General features: G+C 46.1%; 10 protein-coding genes and 1 pseudogene. 3 read left to right on the top strand and 8 right to left on the bottom strand.

Annotated features, from left to right (window positions below; all coding sequences use genetic code 11):
* The first annotated feature begins 231 nt into the window (after positions 1-231).
* The 3 genes from dnaA (at position 232) to recF (ending at position 4,017) form a co-directional block, all read left to right on the top strand.
* Positions 232-1,587: a chromosomal replication initiator protein DnaA gene (dnaA, locus tag IPM09_04815; GenBank protein QQS21804.1), complete on the top strand. Its 1,356-nt coding sequence runs from the start codon at positions 232-234 to the stop codon at positions 1,585-1,587.
* A 275-nt stretch (positions 1,588-1,862) separates the two neighbouring features.
* Positions 1,863-2,963 carry a DNA polymerase III subunit beta gene (dnaN, locus tag IPM09_04810; protein ID QQS21803.1) on the top strand — a complete coding sequence of 367 codons (1,101 nt, stop codon included), beginning with the start codon at positions 1,863-1,865 and terminating at the stop codon, positions 2,961-2,963.
* Between the two features lie 10 nt (positions 2,964-2,973).
* Positions 2,974-4,017: a DNA replication and repair protein RecF gene (gene recF, locus IPM09_04805; GenBank protein QQS21802.1), complete on the top strand. Its 1,044-nt coding sequence runs from the start codon at positions 2,974-2,976 to the stop codon at positions 4,015-4,017.
* On the opposite strand, the gene IPM09_04800 is transcribed toward recF, so the two are convergent.
* From IPM09_04800 to IPM09_04765, 8 genes and pseudogenes are all read right to left on the bottom strand, one after another.
* On the bottom strand, positions 3,993-5,414 hold the full coding sequence (locus IPM09_04800; GenBank protein QQS21801.1) for a hypothetical protein: 1,422 nt from the start codon (positions 5,412-5,414) through the stop codon (positions 3,993-3,995). The two genes, recF and IPM09_04800, sit on opposite strands and share 25 nt — an antisense overlap.
* A 12-nt stretch (positions 5,415-5,426) precedes the next feature.
* Positions 5,427-7,184 (bottom strand): glucosaminidase domain-containing protein, encoded by a 1,758-nt coding sequence (locus IPM09_04795; protein ID QQS21800.1) that lies wholly within the window; start codon positions 7,182-7,184, stop codon positions 5,427-5,429.
* A gap of 208 nt (positions 7,185-7,392) precedes the next feature.
* On the bottom strand, positions 7,393-10,311 hold the full coding sequence (locus IPM09_04790; protein QQS21799.1) for a hypothetical protein: 2,919 nt from the start codon (positions 10,309-10,311) through the stop codon (positions 7,393-7,395).
* 18 nt (positions 10,312-10,329) lie between these two features.
* Complete coding sequence (locus IPM09_04785; GenBank protein QQS21798.1) at positions 10,330-12,177, bottom strand: DUF87 domain-containing protein; 1,848 nt, start codon at positions 12,175-12,177, stop codon at positions 10,330-10,332.
* A gap of 76 nt (positions 12,178-12,253) precedes the next feature.
* A pseudogene (locus IPM09_04780) lies at positions 12,254-12,646 on the bottom strand (hypothetical protein).
* 435 nt (positions 12,647-13,081) lie between these two features.
* The gene (locus tag IPM09_04775) at positions 13,082-14,101 is read right to left on the bottom strand and encodes a PrgI family protein (GenBank protein QQS21797.1); all 1,020 of its coding nucleotides are present in this window, start codon (positions 14,099-14,101) and stop codon (positions 13,082-13,084) included.
* 18 nt (positions 14,102-14,119) lie between these two features.
* Entirely contained in the window at positions 14,120-16,930 is a 2,811-nt protein-coding gene (locus tag IPM09_04770; protein ID QQS21796.1) for a hypothetical protein, read from the bottom strand.
* Positions 16,931-17,001: 71 nt separating this feature from the next.
* Positions 17,002-17,913: a hypothetical protein gene (locus IPM09_04765; GenBank protein ID QQS21795.1), complete on the bottom strand. Its 912-nt coding sequence runs from the start codon at positions 17,911-17,913 to the stop codon at positions 17,002-17,004.
* Positions 17,914-17,918: the final 5 nt, after the last annotated feature.

Below are 17,918 nucleotides of genomic sequence, written 5' to 3'. Positions count from 1 at the left end.
ATTTCTTGCCTGATTTACAAGAATGTATCCTTCCTATACTACTTTTCCACATTTTATCGATTTATATCCACAGAAAAAACAGGGGTAGTACGTAGTTGTGGATAAACTCTCCCCCGTGGGTTATTTGCTAGCACGAAAAAAAATCCACAACACTCGGCTGGTTGTGGAAAACATTTTACTCCGGTACAATAATAGGTAGTTAGACATCAAAACATGAGGGAGAACTAGGGGATGCATAATGTGCTATGGCAGAGTGTCTTGGGTGAAATAGAGCTCTCTGTTTCGCACGGTAATTTTGAAACCTGGTTTAAGAACACCGACATTGTTGATCAGGATGCTTCTTCAATCACCGTTGGCGTAGCCAATATCTTTGCCAAGCGTCAATTTGAAGTTAAGTTTGACCAGCAAATTCGCGATATCCTAAAAAGGAATGGCGTGAGTGTTGAAATGATTCGCTATGAAGTAAAGACTGCAAAAAAACGGGTGATTAGCCGTGAGACGACCGGCACAACAGCCGCCGACGAACTTATCACCCCTATCACTCAGAACCGTACCAACACAAAAACCCCGGCTACAACACTTAACCCTCGTTATACATTTAAAAACTTTATTGTTGGCGGCAGTAATGATCTCGCCTATACTGCTTGTCAGGCGGTAGCTGCTAATCCTGGCATCAAATATAATCCTCTGTTCATCTACGGTGGTGTGGGACTAGGTAAGACTCATCTCATACAAGCCGTTGGCAATGAAATCATCGCCAAGAGTCCTACTACAAAAGTCGCCTATATAAGTAGTGAAACATTTGTAAAAGAATTTTTAGATAGTATTCGTTTCAAAAAGACTGGTTTTAGTGACCGCTATCGTAATGTCGATGTCCTCATTGTCGATGATATGCAGTTTATCGCTGGTAAAGAGAAGACTCAGGAAGAATTCTTCCATACATTCAATGCGCTTCATCAAGCAAATAAAGCTATCATCATTGGTAGCGACAAGCCGCCGCGAAGCATTCCAACTCTCACCGAGCGTCTTCGTAGTCGGTTTGAGTGGGGTATGGCGATCGATATCCAGATGCCTGATTTTGAGACACGGTGCGCTATTGTCGAGACAAAAGCGGCACAGTCTGGTGTATCACTCGAACGTGAAACAGTCGAATACCTCGCCAAAAATATCAAGACAAATATTCGCGAGCTCGAAGGCGCTCTCAATCAACTCCTTGCCTATGCGGAGATGCGCGGCATCTCGCCTGATGTCCATACGGCTGAAGGCCTAATTGGTATTGTTCGCCATAGTCGACCTCAACATATTACCCCCCGACAGATTATTGAAAAAACCGCCAGACACTTCCAGATTGATAGTAAAGAAATTTGCGGTAGTAAACGCGATAAACATATCGTTGTTCCCCGCCAAGTTGCCATGTATCTACTGCGTAGCGAACTTCACCTTAGCTTTCCAAGAATCGCCAGTGAACTTGGTCGCAAAGACCACACCACCGCAATTCACTCTGTCGAGAAAATCGAGAAATCAATCAAACTAGATTTCCTCATCCGCGAACAAGTCGCAGAGATAAGAGAGAAGCTATATGTATAATTTCCCTCTCACCTGTGTACAATCTCTGGAAAACTTGTGGTCTTGGTTAGGTAAAAAATGTGTTCAGCTATCAACCCACTGTGTACATAAAGACATTCTGCCTAGTGTTATGTGGAGAACTGGCAATCTTCTCCACATACTATTCCCTGGTTCATCACCACTTTTTTCCACAGTTAGTCTAGCTAGCCCACCCCTGTTCCGCTATCACTTTTACCCACTTTCCACAGCACCTATAATAATAACCACCTTTGGTTAGAAAGGATTTTATAATTACAATGGAACTTTCTGTAACACAAGAAAATCTCGCTCGTGCACTGACGGCAGTTGGCCGAGTCGCTAGTAATAAGACAGGTTTACCGATTCTTAGCAATATCCTGCTTCGTACAGAAGGTAATCGCCTACTCGTAGCGGCAACAAACCTTGAGATTGCTAGTACGTATCATATTGGTGCAAAAGTAGCCAAGCAAGGATCGGTGACTATTCCAGCACGACTGGCTAGTGAATTTGTTAGTAGTCTACCAAAAGGCACAGTCAACCTATCTGCGAAAGGTGCGCATATGACAATCAGCTCTGGTAGTTATAACTCGGTTATTCACGGTATTGAGGCTGATGAGTTTCCCGAACTACCAGCAATCGATGAAACAGAATCGGTTAGTTACACTATTGCAGCTACCGACTTTAAGCAAGCAGTCAATCAAACTATTATAACTAGTAGTAGTGACGCGACGCGCCCGGTCCTAACTGGTGTCTACTGGCATTCAGTTGACGGCTCGCTCTACCTTGCGGCTACTGATGGGTATCGACTTGCAGAACGAAAACTCCTTGCAACGAAGAGTCAAATTGCTGCAATCGTCCCTTCATCAAGTCTTCAGGAAGTGCTTCGTACACTGAGCGATACGGTCGACGAAGTTGAAGTACTTTTCGATAATACCCAGGTGCGTTTTCGGGTTGGAGAAGCAGAGATTACGAGTCGCCTGATTGATGGTAACTATCCTGACTATCACCAGCTTATTCCCAAAGAGTCAGAAACAACCATTACTATCGGTACCGAAGAATTAACGCGCGTGGTAAAAATAGCCGGACTTTTTGCGCGTGAATCTGGCGGTAGTATTACTATCACTGCAAGTGCCGAAGCCCAGGAGGTCAGAGTTCATTCCATTGCTAGTGAGCTTGGTGAAAATACCAGTAGTGCAAAGGCGGTCATAACAAGCGACGGCCAGGTGACACTTAATTCACGCTATATTAGCGAAGCGCTTAGTGTGCTCGATGGTGACACGGTAGAATTTCGATTTAGCGGCAAGCTTTCGCCTACTGTACTTAGCGTGAGTGCAAAGAAACCGAATTACATACACATTATAATGCCGCTCAAAAGCTAGGTAGTATAGAATGAAGTTGAAAACATTGCGGGTACAGAATTTTCGTAACCACGATAGCTTTATCTGTGATTTTTCTCCTACGACAACGCTGATATATGGAAAAAACGGCAGTGGAAAAACTGCACTACTAGAAGCAATTTATGAGACATATCGTGGCGTTTCGTTTCGCGGTAGTGACGAAAATATATTAAATACTCGTCATCAATGGTACCGGGTTGACACTGCTGACGATATGGTTAGGCGCACTATACTCTTTGATAATAGGAGTGATAAGTCGATAAAACAATTTATTGTCGATGGTAAGAAGTCGCTGCGTCTACCGGTAAAATATAAATTCCCGATTATACTTTTTACCCCTGATGACTTGCGCCTCATTGGCGGCTCTCCGGCCCGCCGCCGCAAATATCTCGATACAGTCATTGGCCAATATGACACCACCTATACAGCAAATCTTCGCCGCTATGAACGTGCGTTGTTACAGCGAAATAAATTACTCAAGCGACCCGATGTTAGCCAAGACATGTTATTTTCTTGGGATATCATTCTCAGTCAAACTGGTGCGCAGATCATAGCGGCACGTCACAATTTTGTTGGGATCATTAACCAGCAGCTAACGAGCTATTACCGACAAATTGCTGGTGGCAGCGACATACTTGGTGCAAGCTATACTCATGTTGTATTGGCTGCCCCTACGCTACTTGCGCAATACGAAGCAAATTTTGCTCGCGATCACTTATTAGGTACAACATCGGTTGGGCCTCATCGCCATGATTTTATGATTGAACTCAATACAAGCCATGCCTCGGACACTGCCTCGCGTGGCGAGGTTCGTACTATTGTCTTGGCTTTAAAATATATTGAAGCGAGTATTGTTCATCGTCACACTGACATATATCCACTTGTACTACTCGATGATGTATTTGGTGAACTTGATACTGCAAGACAAAAAAATCTTCTTAGGTTCTTTGTTCATAACCAAGTTATTATTTCCTCAACTAATAAGCATCGTGCGACTAAAACAATTACACTCTATTCCACTACTAATTCAACCTGATTCAAATCTATACCATTTGTTTGCAGATATTGCTTTGATTCGTCCAAACAGTTGCTAACTGGATTGTCGTTGATACCACTAATAGATACTCTTGGTTGGGTAACATTGCTGTATGTAATGAAGCATGCACTATCTATGACGGTTGGAAGAAAACGTGCAAGTCGATAAACAATATCGTTCTTTGGTTTTGGGCTAGATAAAGATATTTTTGAAAGCTGGTATAGATCACCGGATACTCGAGAATTGAAATAGATATCGTCCTGTCCAAGGCCGATATATGAAATAGATTGACCAGATGGCACGGTGCTTACTAGCCGTGATTGTCCTTTTTCTATATCTAGCGCCCATATATTGCGCTGATCGTTATATACAAGTAGTGACGAATTTTTCCATGTTAACTGATTTGTATTACCTGCCGGTAGAACGAGGATGGTTGACATGTCTGGTATACGTAACACTTCATTCATTGAGTCACCAGATATCGCGATCTTAGATCCATCGGGCGAGAGGACGATCTCATACGCATCGACATCTTGCTTAGTAGCAATCTTTTTGCCGTCAAGTGTGATAATAACTAACTTTGGTTCTTCTTTAGACACGCCATCTCGTTGCTCTGGGCTACTTTCGAGGATGGCGATGTAATCACCATTTTTTGTTGAACTAATAGTAATGCTACTACTGTCGCTTCTATATACTTTCCTGTATGTTTTTCCGATATTAGATGTAGTATAGATTGTGCCCCTATCAGCAAAGAGTATACGACCGTTCGTGTCAATTGTGTATAGAGTATTTGCATCGAATTTGAAAGTTGTAGGTGGCTCTATTTTAATAATTTCTTTCCCGTTGTAGTAGTAGAATGATAACGTATCTGGTTGGCGGAAGATTGCGTGGTCGCTATCAGCCCAATAGCCAGAATCAAATGTAAGATTTGGTTCGATACTTACGGGGACTATGCTTGTATCATTACTTAATATCGATATACTGCCGTTTATACCAAGATATTTAACCGTTGTATTAGAAAAACCTCCGTTTTGCACTTCAATCGGTGCTACGGGTACTGGTTTAACCGTGACATTTTCAGGTACTTCAAGTCTTATTTCAGAGTTGAAAAAAGGTTTTACTACATAGACCTTCTGTTGCGTATTAGTGTACTTTGATGCGCTGATGGTGTATGAGCCGGTGGGTATGAAACCAGAGATTGATCCGGTCCCCTGTAGGACGCTGATTACACCTCCGCTTGGCATTGCACTCAATAACACCCCATTGTCGGATTTAATACTCACATAGCCATAGCCTGAGATTCTTAGGAAAGTAAAGAAAGCAATGACCAATAAAATTACTACTAACCCAATACGTATACGACGGTCTGAGCGTAATGATGCTAGTATGTCTTCCATATCAACTCCTCCTTATTTCCATGATGGATAATCAGATGGTACCGTACCGGTGAGTGGTCGCCCGCCGATCGTGCCTTCGGGTCCCCCTATGCTTTTCATAAAGTCTGAGAAATTCTGTCCCATTGCAGTTCTTTGTCCTTCCGAGTAGCCACCGCCAACGACTTTTGCAGCCGTACGCCCATTGACCGCCCAGCCACTCTCTGACCATGCGGTAAACATACCGTGTAGATCACAAATCTTTGTATTTGCATCAACTATATCTCCTACATTAACCGTAATGACGCAGTTCTCTGCAAAGAATATTGATTTACCAGCGGCAGGACCGGCTGTTAGTTTGTATGTCATGAATGAACCAGGAGTGCCAGGCCAACCGCTTTCGGCCTTGTTTTTTCTTACTACTTCTACGACACCTGGCCCTACTGCATAAATCGGCCCCTCCCCTCCCATGTCGATCCCTTGGTCTATGCGCATAGACCAAAGGCCAGCTACATCTCGATAGGGGTTCTTGTACCCAGAATCAAGCGCACTGCCACAGCTACCGGATGTTGAATTAGCACCAGGCGCTTCGTTGTCTTGAAAGTCGACGAGTGCACGCTGAGCATTCGTCGCACGCGGACCGGTGAGGCTGTACTCGCCGCTAACTTCAACAATGCGACTGTAATCGACAGCCGCCTGGGCGGCTCCCTCTGGTGTATTGAGTGCCGATTTTAGTAGGGGTATTACGCTGCGGTAGGTACTACTTTCTGACATTTCTTTCCACGCGAATGCAAGTTGGACGCTGAGTGAGTAGATATCGGCATTGGTTGAAGAGGCAAAGTTCTTGAGGTTACTCCATCTTCCGCTATCCCATTGCACAATTCCCCAGTGACTCCCATTACTCGCTCTTGTATTGAGCGTGTAGGTATCTCCGCCTGTCTCACGCATCAAGTTACCAACAATTCCCGCTGACCCACCCTTACTAATCCCCTTACTCAAGAAAAAATTAAACGCCTTCTCCGCATCATTATTGCCAACAAGTGACCCCTCGCCCACTCCAATATTTGTACTATTGTTTGTCACAGATGTGGGGCATTGGCAAGCAGATAATCCATCGGTTGCACTAGGCTGCGAAGCGGTACTGCCTACGGCTGGTGTTACAGTTGGTGTAACATCTGACGATTTTTGGTATTTAGTGCCGTAGTCGGAGCCTAGAATTTTAATAACGGCTTCTTTTGCTCGAATAACACTTGTGACATAGGCTGGGTCTGTTGCATAGCCCGCTTTAGCAACTGCTCGTATATACTCATCTGGATTATTAGGATAAGCCAGTGCCGGAGCATACCGTGAATTACTGTGAATAAAGTCAGCATATCCAGCAAATCCTGCCTGTGCATCTGGGTAAGCACGAAAACTTGCATTGACAGTTATCCATGTGCCGTTGACGAACTCTTTCGTCGGCATTGTAATAGTTTGGCCTGTCCACCCACTACTCGCCTTTATGCCAAAGAAGTTATTTGCCTGGGTGGTGAGCTTCGATCCCCCCCATCCAGACTCATGACCGCCCTGTGCAAGAATAATCTCCCAGGGTATCCCCTGCGCTGGCCCAACCGCGTAAGCTGCGTCGACATATGCTTTGACAAAAGTCTCCTGTGTGCCGGTAATTTTACCCGCTGTTATCGACTCATTTGTACCACCCATACTACACCGCTGCGCATAGGGATCGTAATAAAGGATATTATTGTCGCTATAGAATTTATAACAAGCTTCTTTATCTTCCTTTGTACCCTTCAAATCACAAGTGTCTGATTGTGCATATACGCGGGCGACTTGAAGTGGCATGATTGATGTCACGATAGAAAGGACGATACTAAGGCTAACACACATAACCCGACGTAAATTGATGTGGTTAGATTTGAGTACGATACACCTAACCACACTAACTGTGTAAGAGTGTTTCGTGTAAATAGTTTGGTTAATTGCGAGTATTTTCATAATATTTCTAGTTAGGGTAAATACCGATATGAACATGGTTACATGTGTCGGAAATTTGTATGGATCTATTACCAGGTGGGATGATGACAGCGTCTGCAGCACGGCAGTCAACCTGTCCAAGTTGCAATTTTTTATCTGGCAAGATTGTAAGTGCATCTTGGTAAACTTTAATATCTGCAGGTCTTGCGCCAGTTGAAGCTGCGCCATCCACAATTGCAATGTCAACAGCACTACCACCACCGTTTACCCAGTGGAGGCTAGTCGATGTAGTGAAGGTATTAGTACATAGCCTGTTAAGTGATGAGATGTATATTGATCGTGTGGTACCGAGACTTGCGATTAATTTCAGGATACCGGAATCAATACGACATCCGAATTCTCCCCGGGCGTATGCTTCGAACTGGTATCGATACTTAGACGATATGGTGATACTTTTGTTAGCAAGAATTTGCTTGGCAAGTTCCTGATCATTGCCAGACGCAGGGATTACAGAGCTTGACTGGGGGGTGCTAACACCACTTAAATCAGATGTATCTTCAGTACCATTTTCGAGTACATCCTGTACGCGAAGGTCGACAAAATGGAGGCTAAACAGTGCCTTGAGTCGCTCATCACTCCCCCCATACATACAGGTATCATCTTCAACGATAGCCCCTGTTGTACATGCCTGCACCCACTTCATATATTGATCACTCACCGGCTCAAGCGATTCAGGGTTGATGTGATTTTTTGCAATTAATTCCTCATTAACTTGTTCAGGACCAATGTCTAGGTACTTGACAGGAATACCACGTTGGACAACACAGGTTGCCGAAGTTGCGACGTTGAGATCGCGATATTCATAGTCTTCACACTGGGTATAGTCACTTTCTGATAGCGCAGAAGCTTTTGTCGATCCGAATAAATTGCCAAATGTCGAAGTGACAATTGCCCCAGCTGACGATATTGCCCCGGTCATAGAGCTAGAACGACCAAGGTAGGGCATGAGACCGGTATAAAGAGAGCCCATAAATGTCGCGGTACTATTGACGTCGAATGGACTTTTGGTAGCGCGCTCGACGTCTTTATACTGTGCGACAATCTGGTTATTAAGGTCGTTGTAAACCACTGCCTGAGCAGGACTTAACACGCCATTCCCACCAAACCCGGCTGTCTGGCTAAGCATATCTGCTGCTCCAATAGTAAATGCGCTGCCAGCTGCATCGCCAATGGTATTCTCGTCAATAATAATACCTGCGACCATGTCGGTCGCGATAGCGATGAGAAAGCCTAGTACGTAGTCCATTGCGGCACCTTCGGCCGCACCCTTGACAACGTCCCTGAGAAGTACCTTGAGTAGTTGCGTTATTGCGAGTTTGGCGGCGGCCGCACCGCCTTTGATGGCCTGTCCAACACCGGGGATGAATGAAATTGCAGTACCAACTGTTTGTGTGATTGCATTACCAGCTATATTACACGCGGTCTTACCGCGTTTTGCATCACCGCCCCCTATTGCTTTTAGCACACCGCTTGCTACGCCGCTAAACTCCCCACCCAGTCCACCACCAACAAGAAACGGTGTTGCGTCTTTACCAATACCCTTGTCACCGTAGGCGACATGCTTCCAGGCGGTCGAGCTGTCCCAAGGAAGTGATTTTGTTCCATTGCTATAACTTACCGTTTTAGTCAGCAGTGTTGCCTGGAAACTCACATCACCAGGAACTGCTTTATTTGCCTTAATCATACTTGCGACTGCCAGAAACGTCATTGCAAAGCGAATTTCTTGTTGAGACCGAATAACCTTAGCTCCCATACCGATGGCATTTGCCATAGTTGGAATCATGCAAACGTTATCGAGCACACTGAATGCATTGACCGCGCCCACGACGGCTTTAAAGCCATTTGGTTGTACCGCCTTGAGATTGTTTTTAGCCACATCTTCTGCACTGGTGCCAAGGCTATTTTCGGCATTAATACTCGCGTTTTGCTTTTTTGTATCCTCGACACATTTTGCGTCACAACTATCAGGCTGTTTCACCGTAGATCTTTTTGTGAAACTTATGCCGTAGCGGGTAATATCAATCAACTTTTTTAGGCGAGACTTGTTTGCTTCTTCGTCTTCACCCTTAATCCCTTCAAACGGGCTGGCTTTTGACGTCTTACTGCGTGAGAGTGATTTGTGTAGTACTTTGTCGTGTAGACCAAAAAAATTACTGTTATACGCCGTCAAGAGGGCACGGCTGAACGTAGCATTAGTACGCGAAAACTTACTAAAGTCTTTTGGATCGATCCGGACCTTATTACCACCAGCATCGGTAAATATCATATGAGACACTTTATTTCGACCGATTACTGATTTACCGTCAGTGACCACTTCGATACCAGCATTTTTGAACGCTCGTATATTAGCGTCAGACATAGTACCAAACTTACAACGCACGCTAACAGCGCCTTTACAGAAACCGGCAGTAGTATTGTTAATTTTAGCTTCAAGCAGAAGTGTCTTTCGTTTTTCGAGTGAGGCGAGCTGAAGATTAGTTTTCTCGGTAATGATTTCGGCAATATGAACAAGTAATAGTCCGGGCCCGCCAAAAAAGCTCACTAGTGAAGAAAGCGCGATTAAAACACCAACAATACCACCAATTGGCCCGCTCTTTTTGAGGCCACTAACAAGCCGGTTACCACCACTTTTCTGCGGAGATTCTTGGACATTGTTTTGCCAAGCACCAGAAGTTTCCGACTCAGCATCGCGTACTGTAGCTGCCTCAGACTCGTTGCCAAATTGGCTTTCTAAGTCATCTAAGCCGTCAGACGAGCGGTCGTAACCCGGAATTGCGTCGTGTGACCCGTCGAGCGCCCCACTCGTCTCGGCTTTGTGAAGCGAAGAAGCACCGAAATCGTCGTAGGCGCTTTGGATATCAGTGGGATCGTCAACCTTTACGGGCATGTTATCAGTATACTCCTATTACCCCTGTGGTGGTTGGTTACTTGGCTGGATTTGTTGTTGGAGTGCGGACTGCGGGTTGGTGGTAATGAGTCCAGTTTCGGTTTCGCTGGCAATAATCTGCACATGTACATGGTTTTGCCCCGCAAAGAACAGCCCCTGCCCTACAGGAAAGTTTGATAGTCGTTTACGTTCTTCTTCGGTGAGTTTAAACACGTCACCAAGTACATCGACAGCACTACTCGACTGTTTGAGCAGTAGCTGCATACTGGAGTTAGCAACAATTGCCCGCCCCATTTTACTCCCCATAAAATCTTCTACATCTTGAGTGATGGTGGTGAGGCCTAAGTAGTACTTACGAGCTCTTTTCGCAAGACTAAACAAAAAGTTTGCACTATCGTCATATTTCATCAACTGCCACGCTTCATCAACAATAAGCATTCGTTTCTTCTGTTGTGTGCGAGTAATGTTCCAAATATGTGACAGTACGATATACATCGCTACCGGGCGAAGCTCGTCCTCAAGATCACGAATATTGAACACGACCATGTTGTTGTTGATATCAATATTACTTTGTTGGCTGAAAATGCCTGCAAAGGTGCCGCTAGTGTATTTGCGCAGTCGTTGTGCAAGTGCCGGGCCGGTGCCACCCATATGAAGCAGGGTGTCATACAGGTCGCCAATGGTCGGCGGTTTAGAATTATGCGTTAGTGGATCACTGGTGATACCAGCTCTGGCATAGGTGTCAATCAGTCCTTGATCGAGATCGGCTTCTTCGGCTGGTGATAAAGCCCCGATGGCTTGCCCGCCCGCCATGGTGCCACCGAGCATCAGTCTTAGTAGTCCGTGTAGTGTGACAAGATTAGCACGGAGCGCATCTTCAGCCTCTTCGCTGTCAATAACTCGCGGCAAATCAAACGGGTTGATACGAGTATCACTACTTAGGCTAAGACGAATATAGCTTCCGCCAACCGCGTCACTTAGTTTTTGGTACTCGTTTTCTGGGTCGATGATCAAAATATCGGCACCTGTCATCATACTGCGAAGCGCTTCGAGCTTAACAGCAAATGATTTACCAGCACCCGACTTGGCAAATACCACCATATTGGCATTTTCCAAGCTATAGCGATCGAAGATGACGAGACCATTGTTGTGCATATTGATGCCGTACAACACACCCTTTTCTTGTGTTAGGTCAGCGCTCGTAAACGGAAAACTTGTACTAATAGCGCCAGTGTTCATGTTGCGACGAATTTGCAGCTGATCGGTCATTTGTGGCACAGTACTGTTAAGACCCTGTTCTTGCTGACTACTCGCAACCTTACTGTAGACAAGCTGCTGACCGAACAATGTTTCGAGGCTGTGCTGCACAAACCCGAGCTCCTCGAGGCTTTCGCCATATATGGTGACATAGAGTCCGTAGCGGAAGAATCGCTCGGCTCCTACCTGTAGTTGGTCGCGGAGTTCTTCGGCGTCAGCGAGGGCCGCTTCACGGGCCGGATCGCGTGTTTTCCCTTTTTCACCACTAATTGACATATCAGCTTCGAGCTGCGTCACCTTTTTACGGAGATTATTGAGCACAACTTCGGTCTCGACTGGGTAAACGAACATACTGATATCGAGCACTTGATCAATATTGATGAGCCCACTCAGCCAGCCGGTGTACAGTTCACGGGGGTAGCCATAGATATACAGGGTGCGACCATACTTAGTACCGAGCCGGAAGTGACTACTGTGAATTTCGAGGCTGCTAGGTGCAATCAGGTCGCGTAGCGTGGTCATTCCTTTTAGGAAAGCCTGCTCTACCTCGGCCTGTTCACGAGCGCGCTGGGCGGCGGCGATATCGACTGGATCGAGCTTCTTTGCCATATTACTGTCCCCCCGTTTGCGCTGGCGGTAGTATGGGGGTTGCGGGTGCAGCTGTTGGTGCTGCTAGTGGTGCTCCACCTTTGCGAACATAGGTACTCGTGATACTGTCAAAGTCGCCAAGTGGTTCGCGCACCGCGGTATCAGGGTTATACACATTATAATACAGCTCGCCGAGCTCTTTGGTAGTCAACTGCACTGCCTGCACACCAACCTGAGTGAGCCCACTGATCACACTATCGACACGGTTGCGAATTTCTTCTTTTGCCTTCTCATACGTCACTTTGTCGATACGGGTCACTTGCGTTTGCCGTGTTCCACCCCCCAAGATTTTACTAAAGAATCCCTTCCCTTGGTCGACAACATTGTTCACGTCACCGGCCGGAAAATATGGTACGACAATGAAAAAACTTTTATCCATAATATTGGCTTCTTGCGACAGTACGTCGATAAACTGAATATAGTCATCCATCAGGACATTGAGCAACATATTATCTTGGTTGCGACGGATTTCTTCGAGCCGATCAAGATACGGGCCAATATCGACGCGCTGACTCCGGATGAAAATTTGGATTGGGAAATACAAAGCGTTCAAGAAGTTCTGGTAACTAAATTCTACACCTTCGCGTTCGCGACTACTCATAAGATCGAAGTTAATCGATTTACAGGCGATTACCGCTCGGAATGTTCCGTCGGCCATAATAATCATACCGTCACGAAGCTCAGACAATAACAGACTATTCTGTGTACTAGCAGCCTTTTTCTCGGGCTGTTTGGCGTCGGGACTCGTTGCTGTAGCCCCACCAAAACCACCAGCGGCGGGCGCTGGAACTTGCGGTGGCTGATTAACAGGCATTTGATTGTTTGGTGGCACTCCCCACTCCCTTATGCCAACCTATCGTCGAAACTAGTGGAGTGAGATAAAGACCTCTTCACCTGCGTCTTCGTCGGCTTTTTTCTGGATCCTCGCCGCTTCACGCGAAATTGTCTCGATAGATAAATCGGGATTAGTTGCAAGATTAATTATATCAGGTGAGACAGTAGTTTCGCTAGTGCTTGTCGTGTTATTGTTTGGCTGTTGTATGGGCACGGTTGGCGCTGACGCTACGAGTGCCTCAGCTGGTTCGAGTGGATTGATAACCATCTGGTGAATTTCTGTCGGATACGGATTGTATTGAAGGGCTGCTATGTCATCGGCGGTGGGCTGTTGAGCGACAGGAGAACTAAAACTAGTAGCATACTGAGCTGCTAGCGGATCATTCATCGCACTGGTTGCGGGTATGGGAGTAGTAGCCATAGGGTCAACAACTGGGGCTGGTTGCGGAGCAGTGGGGGCTGGGTTTTTCATGCGTTCGACAACTTCTTGGCGATGACGCTCGTCGGCGTGTGCCATCATAGTGTCGATACTCGAAGCTAGTCCGCCGCTTTCGTCGAGAATGTCCTCGGTCTGCTGGGCGGCGTAGAAAGCGTCAGTTACCATAGAACTGCCCGCCGGTTGTGCCACATGCCGCACGGCCCATCCCTGGGTATCGGCAATATCGGCCAGATAGCCGAGCCGGCGCTCGGCCTCTGTTTGTGAAATGTCCTTTACACGCTGCACTTCGATGACTTTTGGTGCAGTAATTTCAACTAGGGACTCAACTCCATCTGGTATCCACAGGCGCCTGCGTGGCTTCAGATAAAACGATACGATGGCCGCCATATAGATCTCCATTGGCTGATCTTTGCGTAGCGGTAACGCCAGTGCGCCGAAAAACAGAATAATCGGCATGGGTATAACAATAAGCCCGATGAACAGCCGACTGAGCCCCCACGCAAGAGCAATCGCCAGCGCAACAATAATCAGGTATACAAATTGCCGAAAGCTAAACGGGCCAATGAGCTTGTCGTCGGCTTCTACGTCTTGGGCTACTTTATAGACTGCCATATACCATAAACACCCTCATTATCGTAGTATGGCCTTCTTGTCTTCAGACAACTGCGCCTCAATTGTTTGGTTTGCAAGCATTGCATCTCGGCGCGCACGGTCAATGTGCCCTGCGGCCACCGCTGCTCGTAGAACAGCTGCACTTTGGCCGGCAAGTTCACTATCGGTAAGCCCAGTATACGTACTGGCACTAGCATCAACATCTGCCAGATCTCGATTCTTATCGTCGTAGCTCCAGGTATTTAAGCCAGCATCTTTCCCTTTTATGCCAGCAGAAGCTAGGTCGCTTCGAGCGTATGAGACGGCACCATTCTTTATACCACTTAGTCCTTTGTATATTTCGTTGCCTGCTGAGTCTTTCTTTCCACCTACAACATCCCGGATTGCCTGTACGCCCGCAGACCCCTTACTAAGCAATATTTTTTGTGCTGCACGTGCACGCACTACATCTCCCGAATGAAGCGCCGCATTGTAAGCATCGGTAGCCTCCTTGAGCTCTTGATCTGGACCATTAAAGCTCTTACCCATTTTTGTTACTTCGTTATCAACCTCTTCTTGCTCGATTTTGCTTGCCGCCGCCGCTCCTGCAGCAGCAGTTTTGTCACCGAAACCACCACTTACCCAAGAGTTATTAAATCGATTCCTGGATTTAGAGCGTAGATTGCGGGGGTTGAATACACCACCCTTCCCTTTATAGACCCCGGCCTGTATTAGAGAGTTTCGTTTTGATTTTTCCCCAGCTTTATATTTGTTATAGCGACCGAGCGTTGAGTTTTGATAGGCATCACCCAGCCCCTTTTTCCCGGCAGCACTAGCTCGTCCAGTTGCCTTGTTTCCCCAGCCCTGCAATTTGCTACCAACTACCGGAATGGCATTCACTGCGCCTTTAAGAAGTGGCACTACTGCAAACAACGGAATCACGGCTATGGCGAGCGCCATCAGCTGAGCCACAGTATTGCTTGGGTCGGACGAAGATATAATTGCAGCTGCAAGCTTGCTAGCACCAAACAGTAAGGCGACGATCGGAAAAACAAGCAGTAGCGAAGTGAACATTTTGCGCCATTTTGTGAATAAGCTCGAAGTGTTTGGTAATAAATAGGCGACAAACGCTAGCGGCGCCAGCACAACAAGCAAAATAAGAAGTGCCTTGCGCGCCAGTAAAATAAGTACCACTGTTGCGGCAGCTAAAAGTGCTGCCAGTAAAAATGTACCGCCGACAGCAACGAGCAATCCTATGGCAGCACCACCAGCCAAAATAGCGGTAATTGTACCATTCCAGTTAAGCGTAGCAGCAGTCGAACTAGCGATTGACGGGTCTTTTGCAATAGCACTAAATAAATTCATAATACTATAGCCAAGCACATTACTCAGATCGATCGCCGCTTGGCATAAATAATACGAAATATTGACCAATATTGCACTAACAATTAGTTTTGGCAGCATTTTCTTGATACCGTAATTGCTAATACCGGCACTTGTGATCTGCGAATAAATAATAATCATAAAAGCAATGACAAAACCAACATTGGCGTAGCTTAGAAATATTGACCAGGCTTTTTGCGTGGGCGAACCAATTTTAAACACCTCTGGGTCTGTCGACAAGAAACTATCGGCGAGGAACTTGAAGGTGTTGTCCATTACTTCCGAAAGAAATGTCATAACAGGGCAAATAATCCAGCCGACACCGGTGATACCGCAGGTTGACTTAGCAGCTACATTGCCCTGATTACCCTTCGCGCCATCTTGTAGCGTCACAGCACCACTAAGGCTGGCCGCATAAGCACTCGTTGCTCCCCAATAACAAGCATCATAAAATGCTTTTTGTCGCGGATCACGGCTATAGCTGGGACCGCCAGGACCATCTGGGGCCGGATACTTAGTGGCACATATTTGGATGGGGTCGCCTGAACCTTTTTGGCTGAATCCGTACTGACAAGCGGCGATTACGTCTACACCATCTCTCTGATATTGATTATCACAAGTAGGTAATGTTTTTAAAAACTTAAGATACGCATCGGCGTAGTCATTGGCATTCTTAGCCAAGGTCTCACAATTATACTCACTACTAAACCCTACTGGATTGGTCTTTGCAACAAACGATATATTTACCTTACCACCCTTGCCTGTATTAAAAACATATGGTTCAAGTGCGCTTGCATCGGCATTTGGAGATTTTATTTGGTAGCGCAAATCTCCAACGGCGGCGTCGCTGGGGTTGGTAATTGCACTCAAAGCTGTGCCGGCAGGATCTTTTACCTCGCAGCCAGCAATAAACGTTTGACGGAAAAACACATAACGCTGCGCATCAATTACGTTAAACACATCAAAGCCAACTTTTGATACCATTCCATTTTTTACCTTAGTCCCATCAGGTGTAGGTATTGTCCAGTCTGCAGTACTGCCCGTGTCTTTACAGTCAGCTCCGTTGTGGCGCTGACCACCGAGGATATCACAGATAAAGTCGTAAGTGCTGATGCCAAAATAGTCGAGTGCTTGCTTGATCTTGTTGCTATCGTTACAGTTTGGCGTTATGATATCGGGGCTGAGGATAGGGTTTAGATTGAATGACTTACCGGTAAGTTTTGCATAAATCGTACCATCTCCTGCGCCACTAGAGCTCATATCAAACCCCGACATACCTGTATAGCAAGCTACTAACCAGCTTCCCCAAACGTATGCTTTGCTTCGCTCTAACAGGTCATACTGGTATTTCTCGCCTGCTGCCGAAACCGATGTACTATTCAACAGACCAGCTACAATTGATGCAACAAGTATTACGGCTAATGCCCATGCTCGCAGTCGAATACCTATCATACTTACGTTTATCATTTAACACCAGAATGCCGTAAAAATAAAGTGACCACTCTGTTGAGCAGTCGCTTTATTACATGGATGACTAACTATACGATTTTAGTACTTGACCATGTGCCGCGCTTGGCACCAAGCAGGTCAGTAAATTCGAAGAAAACTTTCCTGTGTGTTGCAGTAGTGCCTGCAGCAAGGTAGTCCATCCGGACTTCCATCGTTGGCATACCACTAACGACTTTGGCGGTTTTGAAACCATCATCAGGTGAGAGTGCGATGTAGCCATCATTATCTTTAGTAACATCTGCCTGGCTAGCGATTTCATTAACAAATCTGCGGTATTGAGGCATAGATGGGTCTGCATTGAAGAGTACGGAACATTTTTGAGCGTCTAGAACTTTGGATTCAACCCTTGGGCTGGAAGGACCATTACTTGCTTGAGCGATTGCATAGACACACGTTGCCATCGTGTCGGAATGCTGAACCACTATTTTCTTGGCGGTATCATCTGCGGAAGGAATGGTTGGTTCGTACCATGAATCAGGGTTAGTACTATGTTCTTCCCAGGTGCCCTTACGCGCAATGACCTGCGCTTTCATCATGTCATGGTATGTATCGTACACAAACTGAGCATAGGCTAGGCGATCTTGTAGGGGCTGCTGCTCAAAGTGAGTAAGATCCATATCGTGAAGATACTGGAATTTATTTTTCATTTCGGGACTAAGTGAAGCGTAGAGGTCGCTATGTTCAAGCTTGTCTATCGTCGCATTGCGAACTGCACGAGCACCTGTTTCAGGAGTCTTTGTTCCTGATTCTGTAGCCACAGAGGTTGTTCCAGGAGTTTTATCAGCTGAGCTGGTTGTTGGCGCTGGGGTTGGGCCTTGTTTATCGCCCGAGGGACTACAGGCAGATACGAGTGCCGTAATGCCGAGGAGTGTGCCTACCTCTAAGAAGCCGCGGCGACTCATAAAGTTACCTTTTCGTGGTGATGGATCACGTTTTACCATAATAA

The organism is Candidatus Saccharibacteria bacterium (assembly GCA_016700015.1).
GTDB lineage: Bacteria > Patescibacteriota > Saccharimonadia > Saccharimonadales > Saccharimonadaceae > Saccharimonas.
The sequence above is the reverse complement of the archived record's forward strand: the minus strand, read 5'-3'. Positions and strand labels throughout refer to the sequence as shown.

Bases quoted from the DNA above. Each gene is read 5' to 3' on its own strand.
- IPM09_04775 (QQS21797.1), bottom strand. From the start codon at position 14,101: ATGGCAGTCTATAAAGTAGCCCAAGACGTAGAAGCCGACGACAAGCTC.
- recF (QQS21802.1), top strand. From the start codon at position 2,974: ATGAAGTTGAAAACATTGCGGGTACAGAATTTTCGTAACCACGATAGC.
- IPM09_04765 (QQS21795.1), bottom strand. From the start codon at position 17,913: ATGGTAAAACGTGATCCATCACCACGAAAAGGTAACTTTATGAGTCGC.
- IPM09_04770 (QQS21796.1), bottom strand. From the start codon at position 16,930: ATGATAAACGTAAGTATGATAGGTATTCGACTGCGAGCATGGGCATTA.
- dnaN (QQS21803.1), top strand. From the start codon at position 1,863: ATGGAACTTTCTGTAACACAAGAAAATCTCGCTCGTGCACTGACGGCA.
- dnaA (QQS21804.1), top strand. From the start codon at position 232: ATGCATAATGTGCTATGGCAGAGTGTCTTGGGTGAAATAGAGCTCTCT.
- IPM09_04800 (QQS21801.1), bottom strand. From the start codon at position 5,414: ATGGAAGACATACTAGCATCATTACGCTCAGACCGTCGTATACGTATT.
- IPM09_04785 (QQS21798.1), bottom strand. From the start codon at position 12,177: ATGGCAAAGAAGCTCGATCCAGTCGATATCGCCGCCGCCCAGCGCGCT.
- IPM09_04790 (QQS21799.1), bottom strand. From the start codon at position 10,311: ATGCCCGTAAAGGTTGACGATCCCACTGATATCCAAAGCGCCTACGAC.